Source organism: Fulvivirga marina (assembly GCF_016775155.1).
Classification (GTDB): Bacteria; Bacteroidota; Bacteroidia; order Cytophagales; family Cyclobacteriaceae; genus Fulvivirga; species Fulvivirga marina.
The window spans coordinates 283,928-307,435 of sequence record NZ_JAEUGD010000031.1; the positions used below are offsets into that span (position 1 = coordinate 283,928).

At 41.5% G+C, this 23,508-nt stretch carries 15 protein-coding genes; 5 read left to right on the forward strand and 10 right to left on the reverse strand.

Annotation, left to right across the window (positions count from 1 at the left end; genetic code table 11):
- Positions 1-32: 32 nt before the first annotated feature.
- The 8 genes from JMN32_RS10260 to JMN32_RS10295 all read right to left on the reverse strand — a co-directional run bounded on the left by JMN32_RS10260 (position 33) and on the right by JMN32_RS10295 (position 13,832).
- Positions 33-1,676, reverse strand: coding sequence for a glycoside hydrolase family 43 protein (locus JMN32_RS10260; protein ID WP_202856237.1), 1,644 nt, complete (start codon positions 1,674-1,676; stop codon positions 33-35).
- Between the two features lie 7 nt (positions 1,677-1,683).
- Entirely contained in the window at positions 1,684-2,658 is a 975-nt protein-coding gene (locus JMN32_RS10265) for a pectinesterase family protein (protein WP_202856238.1), read from the reverse strand.
- Between the two features lie 3 nt (positions 2,659-2,661).
- Complete coding sequence (locus JMN32_RS10270) at positions 2,662-3,897, reverse strand: glycoside hydrolase family 88/105 protein (RefSeq protein ID WP_202856239.1); 1,236 nt, start codon at positions 3,895-3,897, stop codon at positions 2,662-2,664.
- Positions 3,898-4,004: 107 nt separating this feature from the next.
- Positions 4,005-5,327, reverse strand: a complete 1,323-nt coding sequence (locus tag JMN32_RS10275; RefSeq protein WP_238354417.1) for a pectate lyase family protein — start codon at positions 5,325-5,327, stop codon at positions 4,005-4,007.
- 73 nt (positions 5,328-5,400) lie between these two features.
- Positions 5,401-6,921 (reverse strand): pectate lyase family protein, encoded by a 1,521-nt coding sequence (locus JMN32_RS10280; protein ID WP_202856240.1) that lies wholly within the window; start codon positions 6,919-6,921, stop codon positions 5,401-5,403.
- Positions 6,922-7,052: 131 nt separating this feature from the next.
- Positions 7,053-8,693: a DUF5123 domain-containing protein gene (locus JMN32_RS10285; RefSeq protein WP_202856241.1), complete on the reverse strand. Its 1,641-nt coding sequence runs from the start codon at positions 8,691-8,693 to the stop codon at positions 7,053-7,055.
- A 22-nt stretch (positions 8,694-8,715) separates the two neighbouring features.
- Positions 8,716-10,515, reverse strand: coding sequence for a RagB/SusD family nutrient uptake outer membrane protein (locus JMN32_RS10290; protein ID WP_202856242.1), 1,800 nt, complete (start codon positions 10,513-10,515; stop codon positions 8,716-8,718).
- A gap of 23 nt (positions 10,516-10,538) precedes the next feature.
- Positions 10,539-13,832, reverse strand: coding sequence for a SusC/RagA family TonB-linked outer membrane protein (locus JMN32_RS10295; RefSeq protein ID WP_202856243.1), 3,294 nt, complete (start codon positions 13,830-13,832; stop codon positions 10,539-10,541).
- Positions 13,833-14,144: 312 nt separating this feature from the next.
- Here JMN32_RS10295 and JMN32_RS10300 point away from each other — a divergent pair, with 312 nt between their 5' ends.
- Positions 14,145-15,182 (forward strand): LacI family DNA-binding transcriptional regulator, encoded by a 1,038-nt coding sequence (locus JMN32_RS10300; RefSeq protein WP_202856244.1) that lies wholly within the window; start codon positions 14,145-14,147, stop codon positions 15,180-15,182.
- A gap of 73 nt (positions 15,183-15,255) precedes the next feature.
- Here JMN32_RS10300 and JMN32_RS10305 read toward each other — a convergent pair whose 3' ends face one another.
- Together JMN32_RS10305 and JMN32_RS10310 are read right to left on the reverse strand one after the other, a co-directional pair.
- A complete protein-coding gene (locus JMN32_RS10305) occupies positions 15,256-15,693 on the reverse strand; it encodes a hypothetical protein (protein ID WP_202856245.1) in 438 nt (145 codons plus the stop codon).
- A gap of 649 nt (positions 15,694-16,342) precedes the next feature.
- Positions 16,343-16,969, reverse strand: a complete 627-nt coding sequence (locus JMN32_RS10310; protein WP_202856246.1) for a hypothetical protein — start codon at positions 16,967-16,969, stop codon at positions 16,343-16,345.
- A gap of 432 nt (positions 16,970-17,401) precedes the next feature.
- Here JMN32_RS10310 and JMN32_RS27725 point away from each other — a divergent pair, with 432 nt between their 5' ends.
- From JMN32_RS27725 to JMN32_RS10330, 4 genes are all read left to right on the forward strand, one after another.
- Positions 17,402-17,587 carry a pinensin family lanthipeptide gene (locus JMN32_RS27725; protein ID WP_202856247.1) on the forward strand — a complete coding sequence of 62 codons (186 nt, stop codon included), beginning with the start codon at positions 17,402-17,404 and terminating at the stop codon, positions 17,585-17,587.
- 830 nt (positions 17,588-18,417) lie between these two features.
- A complete protein-coding gene (locus tag JMN32_RS10320) occupies positions 18,418-21,714 on the forward strand; it encodes a sensor histidine kinase (RefSeq protein WP_202856248.1) in 3,297 nt (1,098 codons plus the stop codon).
- Positions 21,715-21,962: 248 nt separating this feature from the next.
- Positions 21,963-22,919, forward strand: a complete 957-nt coding sequence (locus JMN32_RS10325) for a hypothetical protein (RefSeq protein WP_202856249.1) — start codon at positions 21,963-21,965, stop codon at positions 22,917-22,919.
- Positions 22,903-23,439 carry a hypothetical protein gene (locus JMN32_RS10330; protein ID WP_202856250.1) on the forward strand — a complete coding sequence of 179 codons (537 nt, stop codon included), beginning with the start codon at positions 22,903-22,905 and terminating at the stop codon, positions 23,437-23,439. Before JMN32_RS10325 ends, JMN32_RS10330 begins: the two co-directional genes overlap by 17 nt.
- Positions 23,440-23,508 lie beyond the last annotated feature (69 nt).

A 23,508-nucleotide genomic window follows, 5' to 3' on the forward strand; every position in this document is an offset into this window, starting at 1 on the left:
TTGATAATCTGGTCTAATTATTCTATGGCCTATTACAAAGGTGCTACCCTAAACCAGTCATAATCCGCATATCCTGAATCATTGATTTTATCCTGTCTGATAGCGAAAATTCCAACTTTAGCACCTATCCAACGCCCGGGTACTGCTGTGAACGCTTCTCCTACAGCTTTAAACTTTTTCCCTTTCTCGCTATAACTAAACTGACATTTGGCATCAGCACGAACTTCTACCCTAAAGTAGGCTTCGTTACCTTTGAGTTTTGTGATAATCTCCTGTTTTTCTCTATTGCCGTGTCTTACGTCTTTTGCTATTGTAAACACTACATAGAGTCCATCTTCCTTGCTAGCCAGGCTGATGTGTGCATAGTCTTCACCCATGATCAGCAGACCAGTCTGCTCATTCTCCAACTCTTCATTGGGGTAGAATGTTAGCTTAGTTGTAACAGCAAACTCTTTGGCGGGAAACTTCTGAAGTAACAGATTAGGTGCTCCCCACAAGCTCTTTGCATCCTCTGGCAATTGATCTGTATAAAGTCTTAGATAACCATCTGCAGCATTGGGAAATGCCCAGCTTGCTTTTGGGTTGGCATGCCATTGCCATTGTACCCCCAGTTTGTTGAGCCCGAATTCATCGCTGTCCGGAGGGGTTTGTCTGGGGTAACTCTTACCCACATTCGGCTTTTTATAAACCATTACGGGCTGACCTTTACCGTCGCCATCCCTATCTTCTCCGATCACCGGCCAGTCGTTTTTCCACTCCATGGGTTGCAAATGTACGATACGGCCATAAGCCTCCTTATCCTGAAAGTGTGCAAACCAGCACTCTCCTGACTCCAGTTCTACCCAACCTCCCTGGTGCGGTCCATTAATGGCTGTTTTACCCTGATCCATCACAATACAGTCTTCATAGGGACCATATACATTTTTGGAACGCAGCACAGTCTGCCAACCAGTGGGCACTCCTCCTGCCGGAGCAAAAATGTAGTAGTAGCCGTTTCTTTTATAAAATTTCGGGCCTTCTATCGTTGGGTGGTTTTCATGGCCATCAAATACAATGGTGCCTTCATCTAGTAGCTTGGTACCATCCGGGTTCATTTTATTGACTACCAGTACACTTTTTATTCCTGCCCGGCTGCCCGCAAAGGCATGTACAAGCCATGCTTTGCCATCATCATCCCAAAGTGGACATGGGTCTATAAGGCCTTTCCCCTCCTGCACCAAAACAGGAGCTTCCCATGGTCCTTCAGCCTTTTTTGATTTTACCATGTAGATGCCAAAATCAGGATCACCATAGTAGATGTAAAATTCGTTGTTATGAAAACGAATAGAGGGCGCCCATACACCATTCCCATGCTGAGGCTTTGAAAAATGATCCAATGGAGCCTGGCGATCAAGCGCGTAACCTATCAGCTCCCAGTTTACAAGGTCTTTCGAGTGTAGTATAGGGAGGCCAGGAATAGCATTGAAGCTTGAGGCTGTCATATAAAAATCATCTCCCACTTTGCAAATGTCGGGGTCTGAATAGTCAGCATAAAGTATTGGGTTTTTATAGGTTCCATTCCCCTGATCTGCCACCCATACTTCTGACAGTTCAGTATTTTGAGCCTGGGCTTTATGGCCTGTAACAAAGATGATCACACAAAAGAGTATGGGTTTCAATAATTTGTTGGTTTTCATATGCACTTTAGTTCTCCACATTATCATTAATTTTTTGGTTGGGATTCCAATCTTTGAATATCTTTTCTAAAGTAAATTTCCCGAGTTCATCTGCATTCAGCTGGTGGGACCATTCCACTCGCTCACCCTTTGTTGCTCCAAGGCCTGATGAATTATATTCGGCATAGAAAGTTGTACTTTCTGCCTCAGGTTTGGTCCAATTGTGCCACCCTTTAGGCTTTATGTGCTTGCCCATTTCACAATTGATAAATACGGTTTGAGCATATGGACGCCAGGGTCTGCCGAGGTACACACTTTGATCGGGAGCATTCCCTGTTAATTTGCAGTTGATAAATACAAACCCGTAGTCCGCAGTTTGCTCTGTAGATGCCGCAGTGATGTAGCTACCTCCTTTTTTTGAAAATATCACGCAGTTCTCAAACACGGCCGTTGACCATCCGAAAATGAAATCTGTAGTGCCTTCAATGTAACAGTCTTTATAATATTGTCTGCTATTTTTACCATGAGGGTAAAGAGTATCCTGAAAGCCCAGAAAGCGGCAGTTTTCAAATATCACCTTATCTCCATCGATACGTACTGCCACAGCCTGCCCTACAGGGCCTGAGGAATTTTCGAAGGTAATATTACGTGCTGTAAAGCCCTCTCCAAAAACAAAGAAGCCTGATGACCCTGAGGTACCTATTTCTTCTCCAAATCTGTTGGTCTTTGATGCGTAATCGTCATAGGTGATGATGGTCTTGCTGACGTCTTCCCCTATGAAAGTAACATTGGTTTTGGAGGCTGGAAGGATCAGTTTTTCCTTATACCGCCCACTTTTAATCAGGATGCGGGTTTCATTCTTTCTCAAATCGGGCACCGAATTGATCGCTTCTTGTATGGTTTTGAAATCACCACTTCCATCGCCAGATACAACAAAATCGTAATCTGCTCCAAATAGGGATGCAGAGACAAATAAAAAAAAGCTGTTAAGGATCAATTTCATTTCTTACTGGCCTTTTACAACTTTATCATACTCCAGAGAGGCCATAATAAATGGACCAACGGCTTTAGGATCGTTATCTCGTTTTTTCTCGTTGATGTAGTACTCGTAAGTACCACTTCTATAAGGATCACCTCCAAGACCTGCTACCGCACATACCTGGGTTATGCTAATGGCACCGTCAGGCTCCGTTTTGATGAGATTTTTAAGCAGCCCTTGGTAAGCCTTTTTTCCATTTTCGGCAAACTCCTGATCCAGATACCCTTTCTCAACACCCTTTAATAAAAAGTAAGCAAACATGGATGACGCCGATGCTTCGAGGTAATTACCCTCCTTACTTCCCATATTCACCACTTGGTACCACAAGCCAGTAGAATCCTGAAACTTGACAAGGCCAGCAGCCATTTTATTGGCAATATCCGTGATCATTTGCCGTTTGGAATGATCTTCAGGTATATAATCCAATACATCAACCAAAGCCATGGCAAACCAGCCCATACCACGCCCCCAGAAATTTGGAGAGAGTCCGGTTTCCTTATCAGCCCACTGCTGTTCCCTGCTTTCATCCCAGCCATGGTAGTAAAGTCCGGTTTCAGGATCATAAGCATATTTATCGATCAGGTAGATCTGGTTAGCAACATCATCAAAAAGTGCAGGTTCATCAAAACTTTCGGCATATTTGGCCAGAAATGGCGATCCCATATAGATACCGTCAAGCCACATTTGATGTGGATATCTCTTCTTATGCCAAAAGCCACCTTCGCTAGTACGTGGATGCTCCTTCATCTGATCCCTCAATGTCTGAATAGCCTTCTTGTAATTTTCTTTACCTGTTTCTTTGTAAAGATCTATAAGAAATTTGCCCGGGTTTACTCTATCGATATTGTAGTCGCTTTGTTTATAGGTTTTTATCTGACCTTCAGCATTGATCATGGAGTCTGCATAAGCCACAGCATAGTTGTAATAAGCTTTATCACCTGTGGCGTTCCAAAGCTTCAGAAAGGCTGTACAAACGAGGCCATTGGTGTATTCCCATTTAGGCTTTGGCCTGAAATCCAGGTATTGTGGATCAGGGGTTCTTTTTATTTCCGAATTTGCCATTCTTACGGCTATTTCCACTCCACTGGCATTTGAGCTTACAGTAGTCGCAGGAATCTCGGCTTTAACCTCCTCTGTAGCTTTTCCATCCTTTTGACCGGAACAAGCTGCTAGTAAAATTCCCGATAATAAAATGATAGCCATGGGGCTAAACAGCCTGGCGTCGCAAATTGAACACGATTTGCTGCCTTGGGGTAGAACATTACATTCTTTCTGCATAAGTTGTTTTTTTCTGTTTTTTGATATTTCTATCACTTGACTATTTGGTTTAAGTAAACTTCTATGTTGGTGTACGATTTATCCAGGCTATACTCAGTGGCATCATGACCATCTTCGGGGTTTAAGCCTTGTTTGGCTTCCCATTTATCGGGCATTCCATCTTTATCAGTATCCCCAGGAGCTTTTTTTGCCTTGAGCTCTGGCCATCCTCCTACATCTTTTTGAGAGTCAATAATGCCATTGCTAATGCCCGCGGTGCCTTTTCTCACCTCTTCTACAATTCTCTTATCCACGGCATCCCTGCAATGACTGGCTCCTGCCTGGGAAAGCACGGTTTCATAGGCCTCTTCAGCTGTTTGCATAGCTATGGGTATAGTTTCAAAAGGCACTTCTACTTTGGTACTTTCTGGGTTCTCGCATTGTATGCCTCCTGCCCAATTATTATAGGTTACCTGTTCACTCCCTTCCACATAATTTCCATGCACAAAAAACTTCCCGTAGGGTTCGCTGGGGTTTACTATTCTTTCTTTTATAGTGTGTTTGGTGGCCGGACCTGGTTTATAATAATTGTTCACCATGTTATAACTCCCCTTTTCACCTCCATATACACTGTTATAACCCCAGTTATAAATTACATTGTTTCTAAAGTCAGTAAGTTCTCCCGGACTATTGGGTGTGGTAGAAGACCCACTGAACCGAGGGTTACGACTGCTATGGTGCGCCAAAAGGTTATGATGGAAAGTGGCTTTCTCTCCACCCCATATTCCGCCATAACCATGGGCTCCTTTCTTGTGAACGGAATTACTTAAACTTTCAGAAATAATGCACCACTGCATTGTAAAGTCAGAATTCCTATAAAAAGAGGCACATTCATCGGTTGACCAGCTAATTGAGCAATGATCAACGATAACATTTTTAGTTCCTCTTCCTTTGAAAGCATCGTCTTCGACATGCTTCTCATCTCCTAACCTGAAGCGCATATAGCGGATAATCACGTTATCAGCACTAACCCTTACCGGGTAGTTTTTGACGCATATACCATCTCCCTGTGCAGACTGCCCTGCTATGGTGATATCTCCGTTATCTACAGGCAGGACAGAGTCAAGCGAAATATTGCCGGAAACAGCGAAGGTAATAATACGAGGGCCTTTGGCTTCAATAGCTTCTCGCAGACTTCCAGGGCCTGAGTCGTTCAGGTTGGTTACGATTAAAATCCGGCCTCCACGCCCTCCTGTAGTATACTTCCCAAAGCCTTCCGCTCCCGGAAATGCCAGCTGCTGGGCATTTAATGAAAGGGCCGATAAAATCCCTGTAAAGAAAACTGTTGTCAATACTTTTGATACACCCCAATTCATCTATGCTGCCTTTTCTAAAACATTTACTTTATAGAAGCTTGCTTATCTGGAGGCAGTAGTGCCTCCAGTTTATTTATTTCTGTCCTTCAATAATCTCTGAAACCAAACTGTTTAAATAAACTTCTATGTTTTCGTAGCCTGTACTTAAATCATGACCGTTAGCTTCAAATTTTGAGGGATCCAGTCCCATTTGAGCTTTCCATGCATCAGGAATTCCATCTCCTGAAGTATCTAATGGAGCATCTTTGGAGTTCAACACTGGCCATCCCCCCACATCACTTTGGGTATCAATGATACCGTTGGTGCTACCATTAGAACCTTCGTAGGTATAACTTCCATTTTTGACATCATTAATAATATGCTCATCCACTGCATCTCTTACCAAAGACATACCTCCATAAGTCAACACTTTTTCATAGGCTATTTCAGCAGTATGAGTATTAACATTGTTATTTATATCGAGTGGGATACTTAATCGCATGTTTTTTTTGTCCTCTTCCGAGACCGTACCATAGCTTCCATGGAAGTGGGGGTAAACCCCGTAAGTCCAATTATCGTTGGTAGCTTGTGTACGGCCGTGTACGTAGTTGCCATCAATAAAAAATTTACCCCAGATATCATATACATCCGTGCCTTCTACCTTATTCTTATCAATGGCTACAATTCGATCATTTTTAGAATCCGAAGTAGCGGAACCGGCTTTGTAGTAGCAGTTAACAATATTGACATTCATGGCTTCTCCTCCATAGGTACTGTTTCCGCCCCAGTTATAAAGCACATTGTTTCTTAGATCAACCAGATCTGTAAGAGCGAAGGCATCTCCTCCTGTCTCTCCCAACCTTGGGTTCCGGCTATCATGGTGTGCTAGCAGGTTGTGATGAAATGAAGCATACTTGCCTCCCCAGATACCTCCATAACCATGGGAGCCTTTATCGTGAACAGAATTCCTCAGACTTTCTCCTATGATACACCATTGAACTGTGGTATTCTCATTGGCATAAAACGATACACATTCGTCTGTTGACCAACTCATGGAGCAGTGGTCAACAATGATATTTTTATGGAAGCGTCCACCCAAAGCATCCCCCTCTGCCTGGGCCTCATCTCCCATCCTAAACCTGACGAAACGAATAATTACATTGTCAGCAGCGACAGATACAGGATAATTTTTAAGGGTAATTCCATCTCCCGGGGCTGTTTGTCCTGCTATGGTCAGATCTCCATTGCGTATTTTCAGTTCCGAGTTCAGAGCGATCGTTCCTGAGACTTTAAAGAGTACATATCTAGGGCCACTTGCCTCGATGGCCGCTCTTAAACTTCCCACCCCGGCATCATTCAGGTTAGTCACATAGAATACTTTACCTCCTCTGCCTCCGGTAGTGTTCCTCCCAAAACCTTCGGCTCCTTCAAAAGCATAAGCTGCTTCATTTACCGGAAGTGAATCCTGTACTTCGACAGTGGTATCAGGCTCTGTAACGGAGGTAGTATCCAACCTCGTGTCTGGTCCCAGATCAGAATCGTCACTTCCACAATTGACAAGAAAAATGAAAAAAGACAGGGCGAAAAACAAGTATAGTTTATTGAATGATCTCATAGAGTGTGTAATAATTTTAGAGTGACCTAACTAATAAAAAGCCTATTGACAATTATGAAAAAGAAGAAAATTTGAGGTGCAACCCTTGTCAAAAGGCCGCACCTCGTACATATGAAGAAGAAAAAATCAAACTATAGTCCTGGCCTCCACCTGGGATCTCCTGCACTGTTCGCTGCCGAAAACGCTCTATCCTTTATGTTGTAATTAACATTCTCCCTGTCTTCCCAAAGATCATCTGCTGTACCACTGTATATAAATGACGGGAAGCCCGCTATGTCATTTGATGCAAAAGAAAAGTCAGAAGTACTCCAGGTGTTAATGATATCAAAGGTAGTGGACCCCAAGCCTTGAACACCTTTGACTGCATAAACTTCGGAGCCACTCATGTCCCAGCCGGGTCCCCAAATAGTGTTATGGATTTTTATACCTCCAGTCACATTATCATTGCCCGCTGTTCCTCTCCACCTGAACATCTGTCGTCCTGCTTCCGGAGCCTGATCAATAGTACAACTCTCTATAGTGATGGAACCAGAATTTGATCTGCTTGCCAGAAAGTATTGACATTTTGAGAATGTAGAGTTTTGCAACAGAATATCTCCGGCAGTCCACCCGTCTGTATCAACATAAAATACTGCATATCCATTAATACTGTCTACTACGGAATTCACTATAGAATACTTGTCTATGGTACCAATACCGCCCTTAATACGGGTAATACCTCGCTGAGAATGGATTTGACATCCATCAAATTTAATTTCTCCTATGGTACCTGATACAGAAATATTGAATATATAGCTTCCGGAAAAATCTCCATGGATGGCTACATTTTTAAATACCAATGAATCTATATTGGCTCCATCAACTATATCAAAATTGCCACTTGCAGAATTGATTTTTGGCAAGGCAGGTGTAAAACCATAACCACTTACGATAAGTACAGAACTATTAAAATTATACCCATTGGCCTGATACACCCTTCCGGGCTCCACAATCACTACGGCACCATCTTCAATATCGCCGAGTGTATCTGCCAGAATATTCTCATTTTCAACCCCTGAAAGGTCATAGACAGGACGATCCCCAAAATCCAAAGATGGCTTAGTGGTATATATTTCCCATCCTCTGAGGGTCTCACCTGAGTAAATTGCAACCTGATATGTGGTGCTAGGAGTTAAACTATTGACAATTGCCTCATTGGCATCAATCTGACCTTGAGTTAAATTAATTTCAAATAATGGATTTTCAAGCCGGAGATCATTAGCTGCGTATACTTTCACCCCATCAATTAAATCTCCGGAGGTGGACCAGAATACTCTGGCCCTGGTATCTGTGACATCAAACTGAAGGTTAGGTACGCCTTGATTTGAGGGGTATTTTTGTGTCCTTACTGATCCCAGGTCAGATACCTTACTATCGTACTGTGCGTCTAGGGCATGAGCCGTGGCCCGAACCTGATAGATGGTGTACCATAGCAACTCTTCGCCTACAGACACTTCATTGATCTCGACATAGCTGGTATCCGAATCAAATGTATAGTCTATTGTTTTAAATGTATCACGGCTTACCTCTAGTGTATAAGAAACGGCTTCCTTGAGTTTACCTATGTCTGCAATGATTGTATTGCCTTCTGAATACAGTTTTTCATTCAGAACCGGTCTGAACAACCTTGTTTTTTCAAATACCTCCTCATCATCTTTACAAGCAAAAATTGACAGCATGCCCAATAGGAGAATACCCGATGTTTTATAAATATTTGACTTGATACTTTTCATTGTATAATCTTTTAAGTTCTTATTAGAAGCCATAGCCATCGTTTTGCAATACCCCCTGGCTATTGTCTATACCAATGGTTGGTATCGGGAAGATATAGCGAACAGGTTGTGTGTACCTAGCCCAATCCCTGGTGATCCACTCCTCGTAACTACCAGGCTGATTTAAATCAATCATGGCCTCAATCCAGTCCATTTGTCTCCAGTTATCGATATCGGGCGGAGCAGCTTTGGTATATAGGTCGTAGATGACCAAGGTTCCATCCGGTTCATTCCTTACATACAGATACTGTGGTAGTTCACCACTGTCTACCTCATCCACCATTTTTTTCAACCCTGCAACAGTCTCCTGCACCTTTTCGGCATAAAGGTTCCAACGAATAAGCTCATATTTTCTGATCATTTCGCCCCCAAACTCCCAGGCTCTTTCATCCACAATGGCATCGAAAAACGACTCTTTGCTAGCTGAAACAGTATTGATATAACTGTCAACTTTCTCCGTCCATACTGAATCCGGGAAAGCTCTTTGTCTTACCCTACGCAGCATTTCCTGCGCTTGCCCTGTTGGTCCATTCAGTTCGTTTTCAGCTTCTGCGTACATCAGTAAAACATCAGCATACCGCATCATGGGCCAGTTAATACCTGTTCCCTTTGAAGTGTTTGATCCTGGTGCTTTCTCTAAATAGGCCCGGCTCCATTTACCTTGAGAAATACCCTTATCATTGAGACTTACCAATTCCTGGGGTTCCAAATCATCTTTAGTCGGGGTTTCGTTAGGGTACTTATAAAGAGCACAGGTTACATCTCTTCGCTGATCTGCCCCATCAAAAGAATAGAAGTAAGTAAGCGGTATTTTCATGTAGTTATTCCCTGATCCATAAGGCCCGCTATAAACTCCGACACCTATATTCCAGCCTACATCACCTTCGCCAATGGCAAAAGGCACTTCAAAAAGTACATCCGCATTAACAGGATTTATAAATTTTGACTGATTTAAGAAGACTTGTCGGTAATCTTGAGGCAATTCGCGGTCTTTGAGCTGTATCAGTTTAGAAGTAAATTGACGTGCCGTATCATAATAGGCCAAGTAGTCCGAAGCTCTATCCATGGTCATGTCCGGTTTCAAAAACCAACCTCCTCTTTGTAAAGACAAGCGGGCGATCATTCCCAACGTGTATTCACGGTTTACCTGCTCGATGCCATAGGGTGCTTCATCAGCCCAATACATACCGCTCTCTGCTTCGACCATATCATGGATCACGGAAGATAGGATTACATTACGATCCTCTTTAGGTTTATTAAATTCCACACCTACTTTAGGAGCCTCTTTTACAAAAGGCACATCACCAAAGTAGAAGATCAGCATGCTATACCAGTAAGCGCGCAAGGTGTATGCCTCCCCCAGCAGGTGACTCATATCAGCAGCAAGCACATGGTCATCTGACTTGTAAGCATCGCTGGCCAGGATACCCTCTATAGCTATATTGGCATCCCTGATAGCTTTGTATCCAATATCCCACACATAATCAAGATCGCCATTGTTTTCCTGAGCATTAAGGTCCCAAATTTGGTAACGGGCTCCGTCTTTACCCCAACCACTGCTATGCTCAATATCAGTATTCCCGGTCATATTATTTGATAAACGCGACCTGAAACCATCGTGACTGAAATGTACATAAATGGCATTTACACCTCTTCGTGCATCCTCCGCATTTGAGAACACATATTCACTATCAAAGGTTGACAGCGAGTCCGGTTCCAGATAGTCTTCGCAAGAGGTTGCTATCAAGGTTACCACACTCAATATTAAATATCTAAATTTCATATCTCTTTAAATTTTTGCGACAGTTAAAAAGTAATATTCACACCTACTGTATATGATCTGCTTCTGGGATATGATGAGTAGTCAACACCAGGGGTCAACGCAGAATAAGTGCTACTTCTTGTGGTGCTCACCTCAGGGTCAAAACCTGAATAGTTGGTCCATAGCGCCAAGTTATAGCCTGTTGCATATACCCTGACCTGAGACATTTTGACTTTAGAAATCAGATTAGCGGGTAATGAATAACCAAGAGTTAATGTATTGAGCCTGATAAAAGACCCGTCTTCAACCGCCCAGTCTGTAAGCACTGCGGTTGCTGTACCAAACGAATTATTACCACTCCAGATACTCTTGCCCTGGTTCAGCGTTCTCAGTTGTTCAAGGTCTGTCACTACTTCTCCCGGAGTGCCTGTGTACGAGCCGTCCACATCAATGTAAGTAAAACGATTATCAGGCCCCATGGTATTCAGCATGTTACCATAAGTGGTACGGTAGTTTTGATTATACTCAATTTTTCCGGTGTTATAGATGTCATTACCATAAGACCAGTTGAAGAATATAGAGGCATCAAAACCTTTATACCTGGCATTAAAACCAAAACCTCCCTGTGCTTTAGGAAGTGCATTGCCTATTACCTTTCTATCATCACTATTGATCTCTCCGTTTCCATCCACATCTTTTATTTTCATATAGCCGGGTCTCAAAGCATTCACTCCAATGGTACCACTATTGTCCACTACTCCCTCCTTAAGTATATAGGTATCAGTTGCTTCATCATATCTCTCAAAGTCATCGACCGTGTACATGCCATCGTTTTCATAACCATATATCAAACCGATGGTCTCTCCAACCCTTAAAAGGAAATCGTTTCTGTCTTTCAGGTCAGTGCTGGCCCAATTAGACTGAAAAAACCTTTCATCCGTACCATCCAGAGCTTCGATCTTTCCTCTGTTCAGTCCAAAGTTAACGTTAGCGGATAGAGAGAACTCATTGTTATCAATGATATAACCTTCCAGTCCTAATTCAACACCACGGTTGGAGGTGCTTCCAATGTTGTCCCACTGCGTTTTGAACCCTGAAATTGGTGAGATTGCCTTATCCAGCAAAAGGTCATTGGTAGTATTGTAGTATGCATCAAAACTACCGGTGATCCTTGCTTTGAAAAGGGAGAAGTCAATACCTGCATTTCTACTTACGGTTGTTTCCCAGATCAGGAATGGATTATACAGTACCTTCGAAGAAGGTGAATAATAGGTATTGTACTCGTTACCAAACCCAGGGCCATTGTCGTTGGAAGGTGAAAAAAGGAATCTTGATGCTGTTCTGTCGACTTTATCGTTACCAATCTCGCCATAGCTCACCCTTAACTTCAGCTGATCTACGAAAGTCACTCCAGACATAAATGCCTCTTCAGAAACCTTCCACCCCAGGGCTACGGCAGGGAAGAACCCAACACGGTTACCCTTAGCAAATTTGCTGTTGGCGTCTCTTCTGAAAGTAGCAGTCAATAAAAAACGATCATCCCATTGGTAATTAACTCTACCAAAAAATGAAAGTTTGTTGTCCTCGGTAAACTCTTCGGATGAGTAGAATAGCTGTCCTTCGCCCAGTTGCATATTGGCAAACATTTCTTCCGGAGTTATAGATATTCTAAACTCTTCCTGACGTACAAAGGAGCTTTTACCTCCGTTTGAATTAATCTCCTGACCTACCAAAAGATCCAGCTTGTGGCGGCCCAGATCTTTAAAGTTGTACCCTACGGTATTATACCATCTGTATGACCAGTTTTGTCGTTCTTCTATGGTTCCCAAAGGCAAACTACTTCCTTCCTTTTGAGACTCTCCGGTCAGTGGCCCATAGAACCTGAGTCTTTCTCTGAACTTGCTTTGACCATTAGCCACGGTGGTAAAGGTGAGGTTATTGGTAGCTTTCCAGGTCAACCCGGCATTAAAAGCATAATTTTTATCTGTCTGCTTGCGCCAGTCTTGCTCAGCCAACTCAGTTGGGTTGATCATACTCAGCAGAAATGACTGGTAATCATCACTGGCATCGATTGCATTAAGGTCTATATCAAGTTCGTCGGCAATACCATTGACAGGACGCGTAGCAATGGCATCTTTAACGCGGAGCTGAGAGCTCCCTGATGTCCCCGATCCGTTTGTAATTGAATAAGTTATTCTTGACCCAAAATCAAATGACAGCTTATCGGAAATATTTTGATTCAACTTCAGGTTTGCAACGTTTCTTTCATACCCGGAGCCGGAGATCAGGCCATCTTCATTGTTATTGGTAAGGCTGAGGGAAATCCTGGTATTCTCAGAACCACCACTAAGGCTGACATTATGATACTGAGAGAACTGGCCACCACCAAAAAGCTCATCCTGCCAATCAGTTCCTTGTTTTCTTTTATACAATTCAAGGTCATCGTACTTACCAAAATACTTTTCAAAGTTTTCAACATCGGCTTCAGACTTTAGCTTGGCTGTTTCATAGTTGGCCATTACATAGTCATAAGGAGACAAAACTTCATATTTCCGGTTTTCCGGCAGGTGTTTGTATTTACCGAAGCCATTATAATTAACCGATACTCTTCCTGCCTTTGGCTTTTTGGTGTTGATGATGATCACACCATTAGCAGCACTGGCACCGTAAATGGCTGTTGCTGCCGCATCTTTCAGTACGTCTATACTGGCTATGTCCGTGGGCGGGATATCTCGTATACTGCTCATAATAAAGCCATCCACTACGTATAAAGGAGAGTTATCCTGGGTTACGGACCCTCCTCCTCTAACACGGATTACTATTTCAGCATCGGGCGAGCCATCGGTAGTCTGCACCCTAACTCCAGGCAAACGGCCGGTAATAGCTTCCGCTGCACTAGCTACTGGTATTTTTTGTAAGGTTTCGGCTGAGACTGAAGCCACCGATCCGGTAAGGTCAGATCTCTTCATAGTCCCATAGCCAACATCTACAATTTCCACTTCGGCCAGCTGTGTGACATCCTCTTCCATCGTAATGTTAAATGATGTCTGGTTTCCAACGCTTACCTCCTGGGCTTTCATACCAATAAAAGAAAATACCAGCACAGCATCTTCTTTCACATTAATTTTAAATGCGCCACCTATATCGGTGACCGTACCATTGGAAGTACCCTTTTCAATAACGGATACACCCGGTAACATCTCACCATCTGCGGCCTTAACTGTTCCGGTGACGGTAACGCCGCTTTGTGCGTAACCGCTAACAGAGCCAAAAATGGCTATGCCTGTAAGGACCAGAGCTGTTAATGAATTCTTAAATAGGAGAGTAGTTTTACTCATAATGTAGAGAGGTTTAAGTGTTTCTATTCTTGCTTAAATGTGCAATCGATTGCATGTTAATAAAAATCTCAGGCACCTCAAAACAAAAGTTAACAATTTTATAATAATACCATCTTAAATACTGTTAAAGACAGTTTTTTCAATATTATCTATCACCAACTTCCTAAGGCCTCAAAATTTATCCTAGGGAAAAATGCAGGCTTTTTTCACAAATTGTGCAAACGTTTGTCTAAATTTGCTCCAATGCCGTATATTCCATACTATAATTATAATCTATCAAGTTGAAAGTTACAGCGCTATAAATAATGAGCCATGGCAACAAAGACTACCATTCATGATATCGCTTCTTTTCTCAATGTAACGGCCTCAACGGTTTCGAGAGCACTGAACAACAATCCCCGCATCAGTGAAAACACCCGCAAGGCCGTGCTAAAAGCAGCTAAACAGCTCAATTACCAACCTAATAATATAGCCGCAGCACTCAGAAATGGTAAAAGCAATCTCATTGGGGTAATTGTACCCACTGCAGACAGGGCATTTTTTTCATCTGTAGTTAGAGGTATAGAAGAGATTGCCAACAGATTGGGTTATAAAATCATTATATGTCAATCTTATGATGATTACAGTAAAGAAATACAAACGGTTGAAGCTCTGGCCAATGCCCGGGTAGATGGAATTATAGCCTCTATTGGTAAAGAAACCGTAAACTTTGACCATTATAACGACCTTCTTAAAAAGGGAATTCCCATTGTATTATTTGACCGGACCACAGATCAATTAGCAGTAAACCAGGTCATGATCGATGACTATCAGGGAGCCTATGACGCAGTAAGTCATCTGGTTGATGAAGGTTGCCAACGAATCGCCCACTTTACCAGCCCTGTCAAAATAAGCATATATAAAGAACGTCTGAGGGGATATACAGATGCCCTGAAGGATCATGGGATACCATTTGATGATAACCTGGTGATAGAAAGCAACCTGCAACTTGAAGGGGGCAGACAAAGCATGCTACAGCTATTGGAGTTAAACAAGATGCCTGATGCTATATTTTCTGCCAGTGACTATGGCGCTATGGGGGCCATGCAAGTGCTGAAAGAAAAGAAGATAAAAATCCCTCAACAAGTGGCTCTTGTCGGCTTTGCCAATGAACCCTTTACTTCATTTACCGACCCAACTTTAACAACGGTAGACCAACTCAGTCTGGCTATGGGCCATGTTACAGCCGAACTCTTTTTCGATCAGCTAAACAGCCTGGATAAACAAATACCTCAACGCACTCAGAAGACCGTACTACAACCCCAACTGATTATTAGACAGTCATCGCTGAGATCTTCTGGTAGAGTGTAATCAACACATAAAAAGGTTCTCCCCCAGCAACCCTTGGTAAACAAGCGGGCTGATTAAACATCAGCCCTATAAGCTACAACTCGTTACTAAAAGACTCCCTGAGCCATTCTTTTGCAGATTCTTCATCCCTAAAATTGCCGACCTGCATTTGCTCATCATTTTTGATAGCATCATTATAAGTTTCAGAGGCCATGGAAGCAAGTGCAAATTCATCCTCCGATAAAATAAATGCCACATGCTTAACTCCTGCTGCCAAAGCCCGGGGGCTCCAGTCATTCACAGCCCACATGCTGTCTTCTTCCATAATGGCATCACTCAACCGCAGGTCAGGCACCCAGGCTATTTTTCCTTGTTCTTTCTTTTTTTCTATCAGCAGCTCCAGGCCCTTGTTCAGAAATTCCCTATGCTCATGGCTTAGCTCAAACCCAATATGTCTGGCTATTAAACAAGGTACTGAAGGGTCATATTCGATTCTTGACTTTCCCATGGTATAAATGGTTGTAACGCTCATCTTGTTTTTATTTAAATTGTGAAAAATAGATTTATAAAGCATACTCACGCTACCCAAAACTTACCTCTAACAAACCTAACTTACGAAGTTGACGGCTTGCTTCAGTTATTACGAACCATGTAATCACATTCATAAAAGTATGAAAACCATATATCCGTGCTCCTGACTCAAGCAGCATTTGGGCAAATCAACAAGATAGAATATGGGGATCTATCCTTTTTAATCAGGACTAAATAACCAGTAACTTTATAAGTACATAAGAGTTACTTTAAAATGGGGCCTTCAAATATACTCATTACTTTTCGAGACTCCGAAGTATCAGTACCATATTTAGCTTACCGGTGAATTAGCCAAGCTAGCATTTCATACCTGTCTCTTAGCTCACCCCTTGATTCCAGGTATTGAATAGTAGATTGGGTAAGCAGTAAAATATAATGAAAGCACTGATGCGCTCCTGCCAGGTGGAGTCTACTTTCACGGAGAGTTTTGTACCCGTGCTTTCCAGCGACTTCTGCAAAGAGTGTATTATAGAACTACTGTTTTTTTCCGTCCCTTTTTTCTTTTGTACAGCATCATTATTTCGAGTAACCTGAGTTCCGAAAGCATTAATGACAACAAACGCTGGTAGAAGAGGTTTTATCCAACCTAATCAGTCTAGAGCGTTTTCTAAATCTTGTGGAAGCATCTTCGGGTTGAGCAAGTCCTTTACTTTATAAGCCACAACCGGTTGGCAGTTGCCATGCAGAGCAACACGGATATGGGCATTCAGTCTTTCACTGATATTTGCTTTTTCAGCCCACGCTCCTCGTTTTGCCAAATCCAGCGAGGTTGCCGGATATGGTCCGTACCTCAACTCTGTAAGCACCAAAAAGAACTTCTGATCATCGCTCAAATTATGGTTTCTCCAGTCTTCGAATGGGCCCCTATAATCAGGAAGGTCGGCCTGATAGTCTTTGGCGTAGGAGTGTTTGAGGCTACTCAAGGCAGCATTCCAGGAAGCCCTCGCTGCAGGATACAGTTCCTTAAGTTCCGAAGGCAGGCTTCCATATCTGGACTTAATTTCATTGAGATCATCAATAATCCTCCCAGTAGCATGTTCATTGAAGATTTTAACTCCAAAGTCACAATCAGAATACCCTGTAGTTACCGCCTTATGATCTGGTGTCCCCGATTGGCTATTGGGTGGTCTCCCCCCTGAAGATTGATCATTTACTTTACAGCTACCCCAAGGTAGTATGATGCATATGACTAAAAGGAATTTCAAAGATCTCTTCATGATCTGAATTTTATAGGTGAAATTGACTATTACCAATTTAGCACTTCTATTTTTAATTATTCAAGGTAGCGTTGCGAAGAAACAAACTACTCAACACCCGGATCAAAATCCAAACTCTATTCATCTGACTGACCGTACCATCTTTTAAGAAAGCTATCAGGAAAGGGCCCTTTTTAGTTTTACCTCACTAAAGCACATTATGGTACGGGTATTTTGGGTAACGCGCAAATTGTAAATAGACCACAAAAGTGTAGACATTCGCTTTTAACACCATACTTTTTTGTGCTATAGCATAGGTTTGTACTTGGATTTCGTGCAACAATAAAGTATTTTAAAACTAAATAAACCACTGATCAGAAAGCAGAGTTTGGAGAGCGAAGCATGCAAAAGTTAAAACAATAGTGCAAGTATAATTACAAAACCAAAAGACTGATGAAAAAACATAATCTAAACCTGAACGCCTTAAAAGTACAAAGCTTTATAACCAACCTTAATGACCAGGATGCCCATACCATCTATGGTGGTGCAACCATTGAGTCCTGTATTATATGCGAAGAGCCGGCCCCGACCGTTGGCTGTCCGGTTGAAACTTTCTACACCGCTTGTGGAAAGTGCTAAGATTTTAAGGCAATTCGGTTTGAAGAGAACCATCCTGAAAAAGGATCTGATTTCAAGCTCTTTTTCAATTAACTCCTGAAAGAGAGATGGAAAGAAACGGTCGGGGATTTCATGCAAAAGCTGATCTGTAACTTCAATAGTTTTGAGAGAAAAGCCTTTCGCCTTATCAAAAAAGAATATTGGTTCTCCTATAGATTTAGAGATGTGACACCTCATTATATCCCTTGTTTTATACACAAATAACTGCAAGTGATCGATAAGGTATTTACAAGAAGTGCTACGAAAGTGATAATCTATACAATTAATGGGTTTATCCACTACACATACCAAACCTAAACAAAGGTGCTGAAGAACCATCCCTCCATTTTATTGACCTAAAGCTCTTTTGAGGCTCTTTATAAGAGTTTAGCAACAATACACTATCCGCTTGACTATGGTTTAGTTTGTGAAAATCGCACCCCAATATTAACCTTTCAGGTGAAATAACCTGAGCATTTGCAAATGTTGCAACAACCGTAAAAAACATAAACAGAACTCTCATTGTGCCTGATCAAAGATACTCTCTGTTGAGCTTATGGTTTCACAAAAAAGCCCAGATCTTTTCAACCCGGGCTTCAAGATTAAACTTATGAAGTATTTATAAGTAATTGCCTGTTTTAAAAGTTTTTAATGACAGAATTATGCATTAAATTAAATAAGAATTGACCCTGTTGAGGTTCCGACCAAAACTTATAGCATGATAGCAGGAGTTTGCCTCAGGCAGATGTTGCATTTTACTTCTTAGGAAGGTTAAAAGATTATAGCTTCTAAGCACGGAGTCTTTACTTGAAATGAGCAAAATATACCATATCATATATTTATTGCTTGCTTGTATTCAGGCAACGACTTCCATGGCTCAGTTTTCGCTGGAAAAAATCAAATTCAGCAGACCTAATGAAAGCACCAAGCTTTATAACTCCACCATTACTTCTATTTTGCAGGATTCGCGAGGGTTCATGTGGATAGGTACATCGGATGGGTTGAACCGGTTCGATGGCTATGAATACACCGTATATCGCAACAACTCTAACGACTCTAGTACACTACTACGAAATTCGATTCTAAGCCTTTACGAAGATAGTGAAGGCTTGCTTTGGGTGAGCACCTCCAACGGCGGCCTGCATACCTACGACCGGGAGCAGGACAGCTTCAGCCGTATTGAAGCTTATTCGTACAACTGCGAGGTCAGTCAGATCACAGAAGATGCTGACAATAATCTCTGGATTGCAGGTATACAATGGCCCACAGCCTTTGCTGCAAAGCTCGACCGTACCACAGGAGAGTGGCTGCATTACAATATCTTTTCTTCAAAAACCACAATATCTGCTTTCATCCCCGAGACTGAAAATATTTTTTGGTTAGGGGTAAATAGTACGGGCTTTTTCAAATGGAATGCAAATGACAACTCAACCATAAGTTATCAACCGGATGACTCGGACCCCAACAGTATTATTAGCAAAGATTTTCATCAAGCCATCAAAGATACCCGGGGAAACATCTGGATAGCTACAAAGCATGGACTGAGCAAAATGGAAACTTCCACTGATAACTTCACGAACTATACCGTACAATCCGGTGATCCGTCAACCGGCCTACGTGTAAACAATATTCTCACCCTTTGCCAGGACGAAAATTATATCTGGATCGGAACCGAAAATGGAGGGCTTAGCCGGCTTGATACCCGGACCAACAAAATCAGAACATTTATCAACAACAAATATGACGAGAGTTCGGTGGTTGATAATTCCATACACGCACTTTACAGAGACTTACATGGTCGCATCTGGGTAGGTACTTATTCCAGAGGACTATGTGTATATGACAAATTAAAATACAAGTTTTCTGAGCTAGATGTTCACCTGGAAAATAATGTTGTCAATGCAATCAGGCAGGATTCGAAAAAACGTATTTGGATTGGCACTGAAGACGGTGTTGTAATGAAAGACCGGGATAAGACACAACATTTTCCACATGTAAGTCCCAAAGACGGGTTTAGCACCGATCCGGTAATATGTATCTATGAAGATAGGCAACATCAAATGTGGTTTGGTACGTGGGGCAAGGGAGTAAGCCGGTATGATGAGAAAAAGGGTAGGTTTATCAATTACTTCCCGGATCAAAATGACCCCGGAAGCCTTTCTGATCCCAATGTATTTTCTATCCATGAGGAATCTCGAAAGCACCGGATGCTCTTAGGCACCTATGGAGGAATCAATGTACTGACAGACAAGAATAAAGGCATTTTCAAAAAACACACCACAGATATTGAGGTTAACAATTACATCCGTACGATATACGAAGACAGCCGGCAGACCATTTGGGTAGGCACCATAGATGAACTAACCTGGTTTAACCCCGATACGGGCGAAATAACCCGATTCGGAGAGCATCTAAACAATGGTACCGAGCTGGTAGGCGGGCTGGTGGGCTGCATTACCGAAGACCGAAAAGGACGAGTCTGGGTGGGAACCACTGAGGGCTTACACCTGATCATTGATAATGAGTTTATAAAAAAGTATACTACAGAACAAGGACTCTCCAACAATGTTATCAACGGCATACTTGAAGATGACAACGGCAACCTCTGGCTAAGTACCAATGATGGCATTGTCCGGTTTAACCCTGAAAACAATTCTTTTAAGCAGTATGATACCAGCGATGGCTTGCTAAGCAATAACTTTAAATCTAACTCCTGTTTTAAAAACCAAGAGGGGTGGCTGTTTTTCGGAGGTACGGGAGTGAATGTATTCCATCCGGACAGTCTCAAGGATAACCCGCATACTCCACCCGTTTACATTACAGACCTAAAGCTTTTTAACCGTACCGTCTCCATTGGAGATGACACCAAAATACTGAAGCACAGCATTACGGAAACCCGGGAAATCTCTTTACCCCATAAATACAATTTCTTTTCTATCAATTATGTCGGTCTTAATTACACATCAACCAATAAAAATAAGTATGCCTACAAGCTGGAAGGCTTTGACAGGGACTGGAACTACGTAGAAGACCAGCGTACGGCTACCTTCACCAACCTGGATGCAGGCACATACACTTTCAAAGTAAAAGCCTGCAACAATGATCAACTTTGGAATGAAGAGGGGGCTGCGTTAATTATTAACATATTGCCTGCCTGGTGGCAAACCTGGTGGGCAAAGCTGATTGGTGCTAGCTTGTTGATAGGTGCTACTATTCTGTATTATAGAATTAGAATGAGTAGCATCAAAAAACGCAACAGGCTACTAAAAATAATGGTGGATGAAAGGACAAAAGCGCTTGTTGCCAGTCAACGTACCATTGAAGAGCAGAATGAAGAGATAAAACAACAGAATGAATGGCTGGAAAGTGAAGTAAAAAGCCGGACAAAGGTCCTGGTAGATTATAGTCAACAGTTGGAGCAATTCACATTCCTGGCGGCTCATAACCTGCGCGCACCCATTGCCAGAATACTGGGCCTCGGCCGACTGCTAAAGCTAACCGAAGGTAACAATATCGAAGAAACAAAGGAGATATCAAACAAGCTTGTGAAAGCCACCAAAGAATGTGACCAGGTGGTAAAAGATCTCTCACTTATCCTGGACATTAAGAAAAACAATACCTCTATAATCAGTAATATTAATATCAGTGAAGAGCTGGAATTAATAAAAGTACACCTGGACAAGGAAATTGAGGAGACCCACACCAGGTTTGAAGAGGACTTTTCTGCTTGCCTAAGCATCAATACAGTTAAGCCTTACTTTGAAAGTATTTTGATCAACCTCATTAGCAATGCCATAAAATACAGGCACCCGGACAGGGCGCCTGTAATTAAAGTTAGTACTGAGGTCAAAGGAGATTATATATGCCTGTCAATAACTGACAATGGCATTGGAATTGATCTTTCCATGGCTGGAGACAAACTCTTCACTTTGTATTCTCAGTTCCATGAACATGCTCAGGGAAAAGGCATGGGGTTGTACCTCGTCAAAACACAAGCCGTTACGCTTGGCGGCTATGTCGAAGTAGACAGCGAAGAGGACAAAGGCACAACTTTCCGCGTGTACTTCAAAGCCAAACAGAAAGTAAAAGAAAAACATACGCCTCTTTGAAGATAACGTATAGCTATAATTTTCATGCCCAAAACTTTAGATGTTATACCCAAACCTGCTCCTCAAAATACCCAAGGTTGGGTATTGACAGACAGATTTCCTTAAGCTAGCTTTAGAAATTCGGAAAATAAATCGTACTACTGGGAAAGTTTTGCAAATAGATTTTACTAACTATTAATATGATTGTAGTGTCACACTATATATAATAACCACATTACTTTTAAAGTTTTATAACGAAATACCTGTAAATGGAAAGAATTCTCCTTTCAACATATCTTCTTAAGATAAGAGACAATAGCAGCAACGACCAAATCCTCAGTCACTTTAATGGCACTGATGATTTCATAGATTTTTTTGACAACTTTTTAAATCATATTTACGAAAATATAGGTGCAGTTTCAGAAGCTTCTGACAATTCAACTAAACACTTAACCTTAGACACACCTCATAGCCTAAACAGAAATGATAGAACAGCTTATGGTTTCTTTTCTTCAGGGATCAGTGGCGATCAATACAAAATTAAAGATGTGCAAACACAAAATGAGTTGCTAAGCGTTGAACGGAACCATGCAGCGTATAGGGACATTTTTTTTTATGTATCAATGCCAAGAAATAGAGACAGTGCAGCCTTAGTGCTTCAAAGAAAATCAAAATTTGGAATTAAAGGGCTTTTAGATAAATCGTTAAACCGCTATCTAAAAGAGCGGGGGTATCAAATTTATAAGGTTCATGTTAACAATATCCTCCATGGTCAAGTTTACAGACATATGATGACCAATGGGAAGCTAAACAAAGTTGATTTAATTAAAAGAAGAATTCCAGCATCTATAGAGCAGTATTATCAAAATGGAGGGAATCTGAATCAAATACCAGGAACATTAAAAACCTCAATGATGTCCCCCAAGGGACTCCCGCAAACCTTTAAAGAATTTGTTGATCGTTTATTTACAAACCCAAGGAGGGAACGGATCGAGATTGCCGGAATTGACGATGAATTTGATGAAGTTGAATTTGAATTAGAGCTTGATGGGAAGAAAAAAAGCTTTTATGTGGCTCAAAGACATAAAATTCAACCCGATATTGATGTAACCAATGACTTAGAGTTTGAAAATGGTCAACCAACCACAGCATCCCTTCTTGCTCAATCTATTGAATTAGTTCGGGATATAATTAACATTAACCCTAACCATGTTGTCCAGAATTAACATAGGTAAGATCATTATTGATCATTTCAGAACACTTAGAAGGCTTGGCAGCAAATCAAAGAAGATATATTTTTGGGACTTTATTCTCTTCATTGTTTTACCGATTTTAATTGCTGCAATTTCTATATTTCTAGACTTTGATTTGAGCAAGCATGTTAACAATTTAATTGCAGCCATCTCCATTTTTGGAGGTTTTCTTTTCAATTTACTAGCCATTATTTATAGTCAAATTGATAAAATTCGAACTGATGCAGATTTTGAAGATAATGAATTAAAAAAAGTCTTTGTAAAAGAAATTCATATTAATATATCATTCAATATTGTATTATCCATATTTTTAGTTTTAACATTGCTATTATATTCAGCGGAATTTAATTTTGGGTACGGCTACATATACCTTAAGCAATCCTTATTGGCAATAAACTGCTTCCTACTTGTACTGTTTGGGTTAACTCTTCTAATGGTACTAAATCGCGTACACATTTTACTTAAAAAAGATTTAGAAACCAAAAAAAACTAAGCCTCTCACATCTATTCACTGGTTTAAAAAGCAACTCACAACTGGAATGACGATGTAATGAGCGAGGTT

Excerpts from the sequence above, each read along its gene's own strand:
- JMN32_RS10260 (WP_202856237.1), bottom strand. The coding sequence starts at position 1,676 with ATGAAAACCAACAAATTATTGAAACCCATACTCTTTTGTGTGATCATC.
- JMN32_RS10265 (WP_202856238.1), bottom strand. The coding sequence starts at position 2,658 with ATGAAATTGATCCTTAACAGCTTTTTTTTATTTGTCTCTGCATCCCTA.
- JMN32_RS10270 (WP_202856239.1), bottom strand. The coding sequence starts at position 3,897 with ATGGCTATCATTTTATTATCGGGAATTTTACTAGCAGCTTGTTCCGGT.
- JMN32_RS10275 (WP_238354417.1), bottom strand. The coding sequence starts at position 5,327 with ATGAATTGGGGTGTATCAAAAGTATTGACAACAGTTTTCTTTACAGGG.
- JMN32_RS10280 (WP_202856240.1), bottom strand. The coding sequence starts at position 6,921 with ATGAGATCATTCAATAAACTATACTTGTTTTTCGCCCTGTCTTTTTTC.
- JMN32_RS10285 (WP_202856241.1), bottom strand. The coding sequence starts at position 8,693 with ATGAAAAGTATCAAGTCAAATATTTATAAAACATCGGGTATTCTCCTA.
- JMN32_RS10290 (WP_202856242.1), bottom strand. The coding sequence starts at position 10,515 with ATGAAATTTAGATATTTAATATTGAGTGTGGTAACCTTGATAGCAACC.
- JMN32_RS10295 (WP_202856243.1), bottom strand. The coding sequence starts at position 13,832 with ATGAGTAAAACTACTCTCCTATTTAAGAATTCATTAACAGCTCTGGTC.
- JMN32_RS10300 (WP_202856244.1), top strand. The coding sequence starts at position 14,145 with ATGGCAACAAAGACTACCATTCATGATATCGCTTCTTTTCTCAATGTA.
- JMN32_RS10305 (WP_202856245.1), bottom strand. The coding sequence starts at position 15,693 with ATGAGCGTTACAACCATTTATACCATGGGAAAGTCAAGAATCGAATAT.
- JMN32_RS10310 (WP_202856246.1), bottom strand. The coding sequence starts at position 16,969 with ATGAAGAGATCTTTGAAATTCCTTTTAGTCATATGCATCATACTACCT.
- JMN32_RS27725 (WP_202856247.1), top strand. The coding sequence starts at position 17,402 with ATGAAAAAACATAATCTAAACCTGAACGCCTTAAAAGTACAAAGCTTT.
- JMN32_RS10320 (WP_202856248.1), top strand. The coding sequence starts at position 18,418 with ATGAGCAAAATATACCATATCATATATTTATTGCTTGCTTGTATTCAG.
- JMN32_RS10325 (WP_202856249.1), top strand. The coding sequence starts at position 21,963 with ATGGAAAGAATTCTCCTTTCAACATATCTTCTTAAGATAAGAGACAAT.
- JMN32_RS10330 (WP_202856250.1), top strand. The coding sequence starts at position 22,903 with ATGTTGTCCAGAATTAACATAGGTAAGATCATTATTGATCATTTCAGA.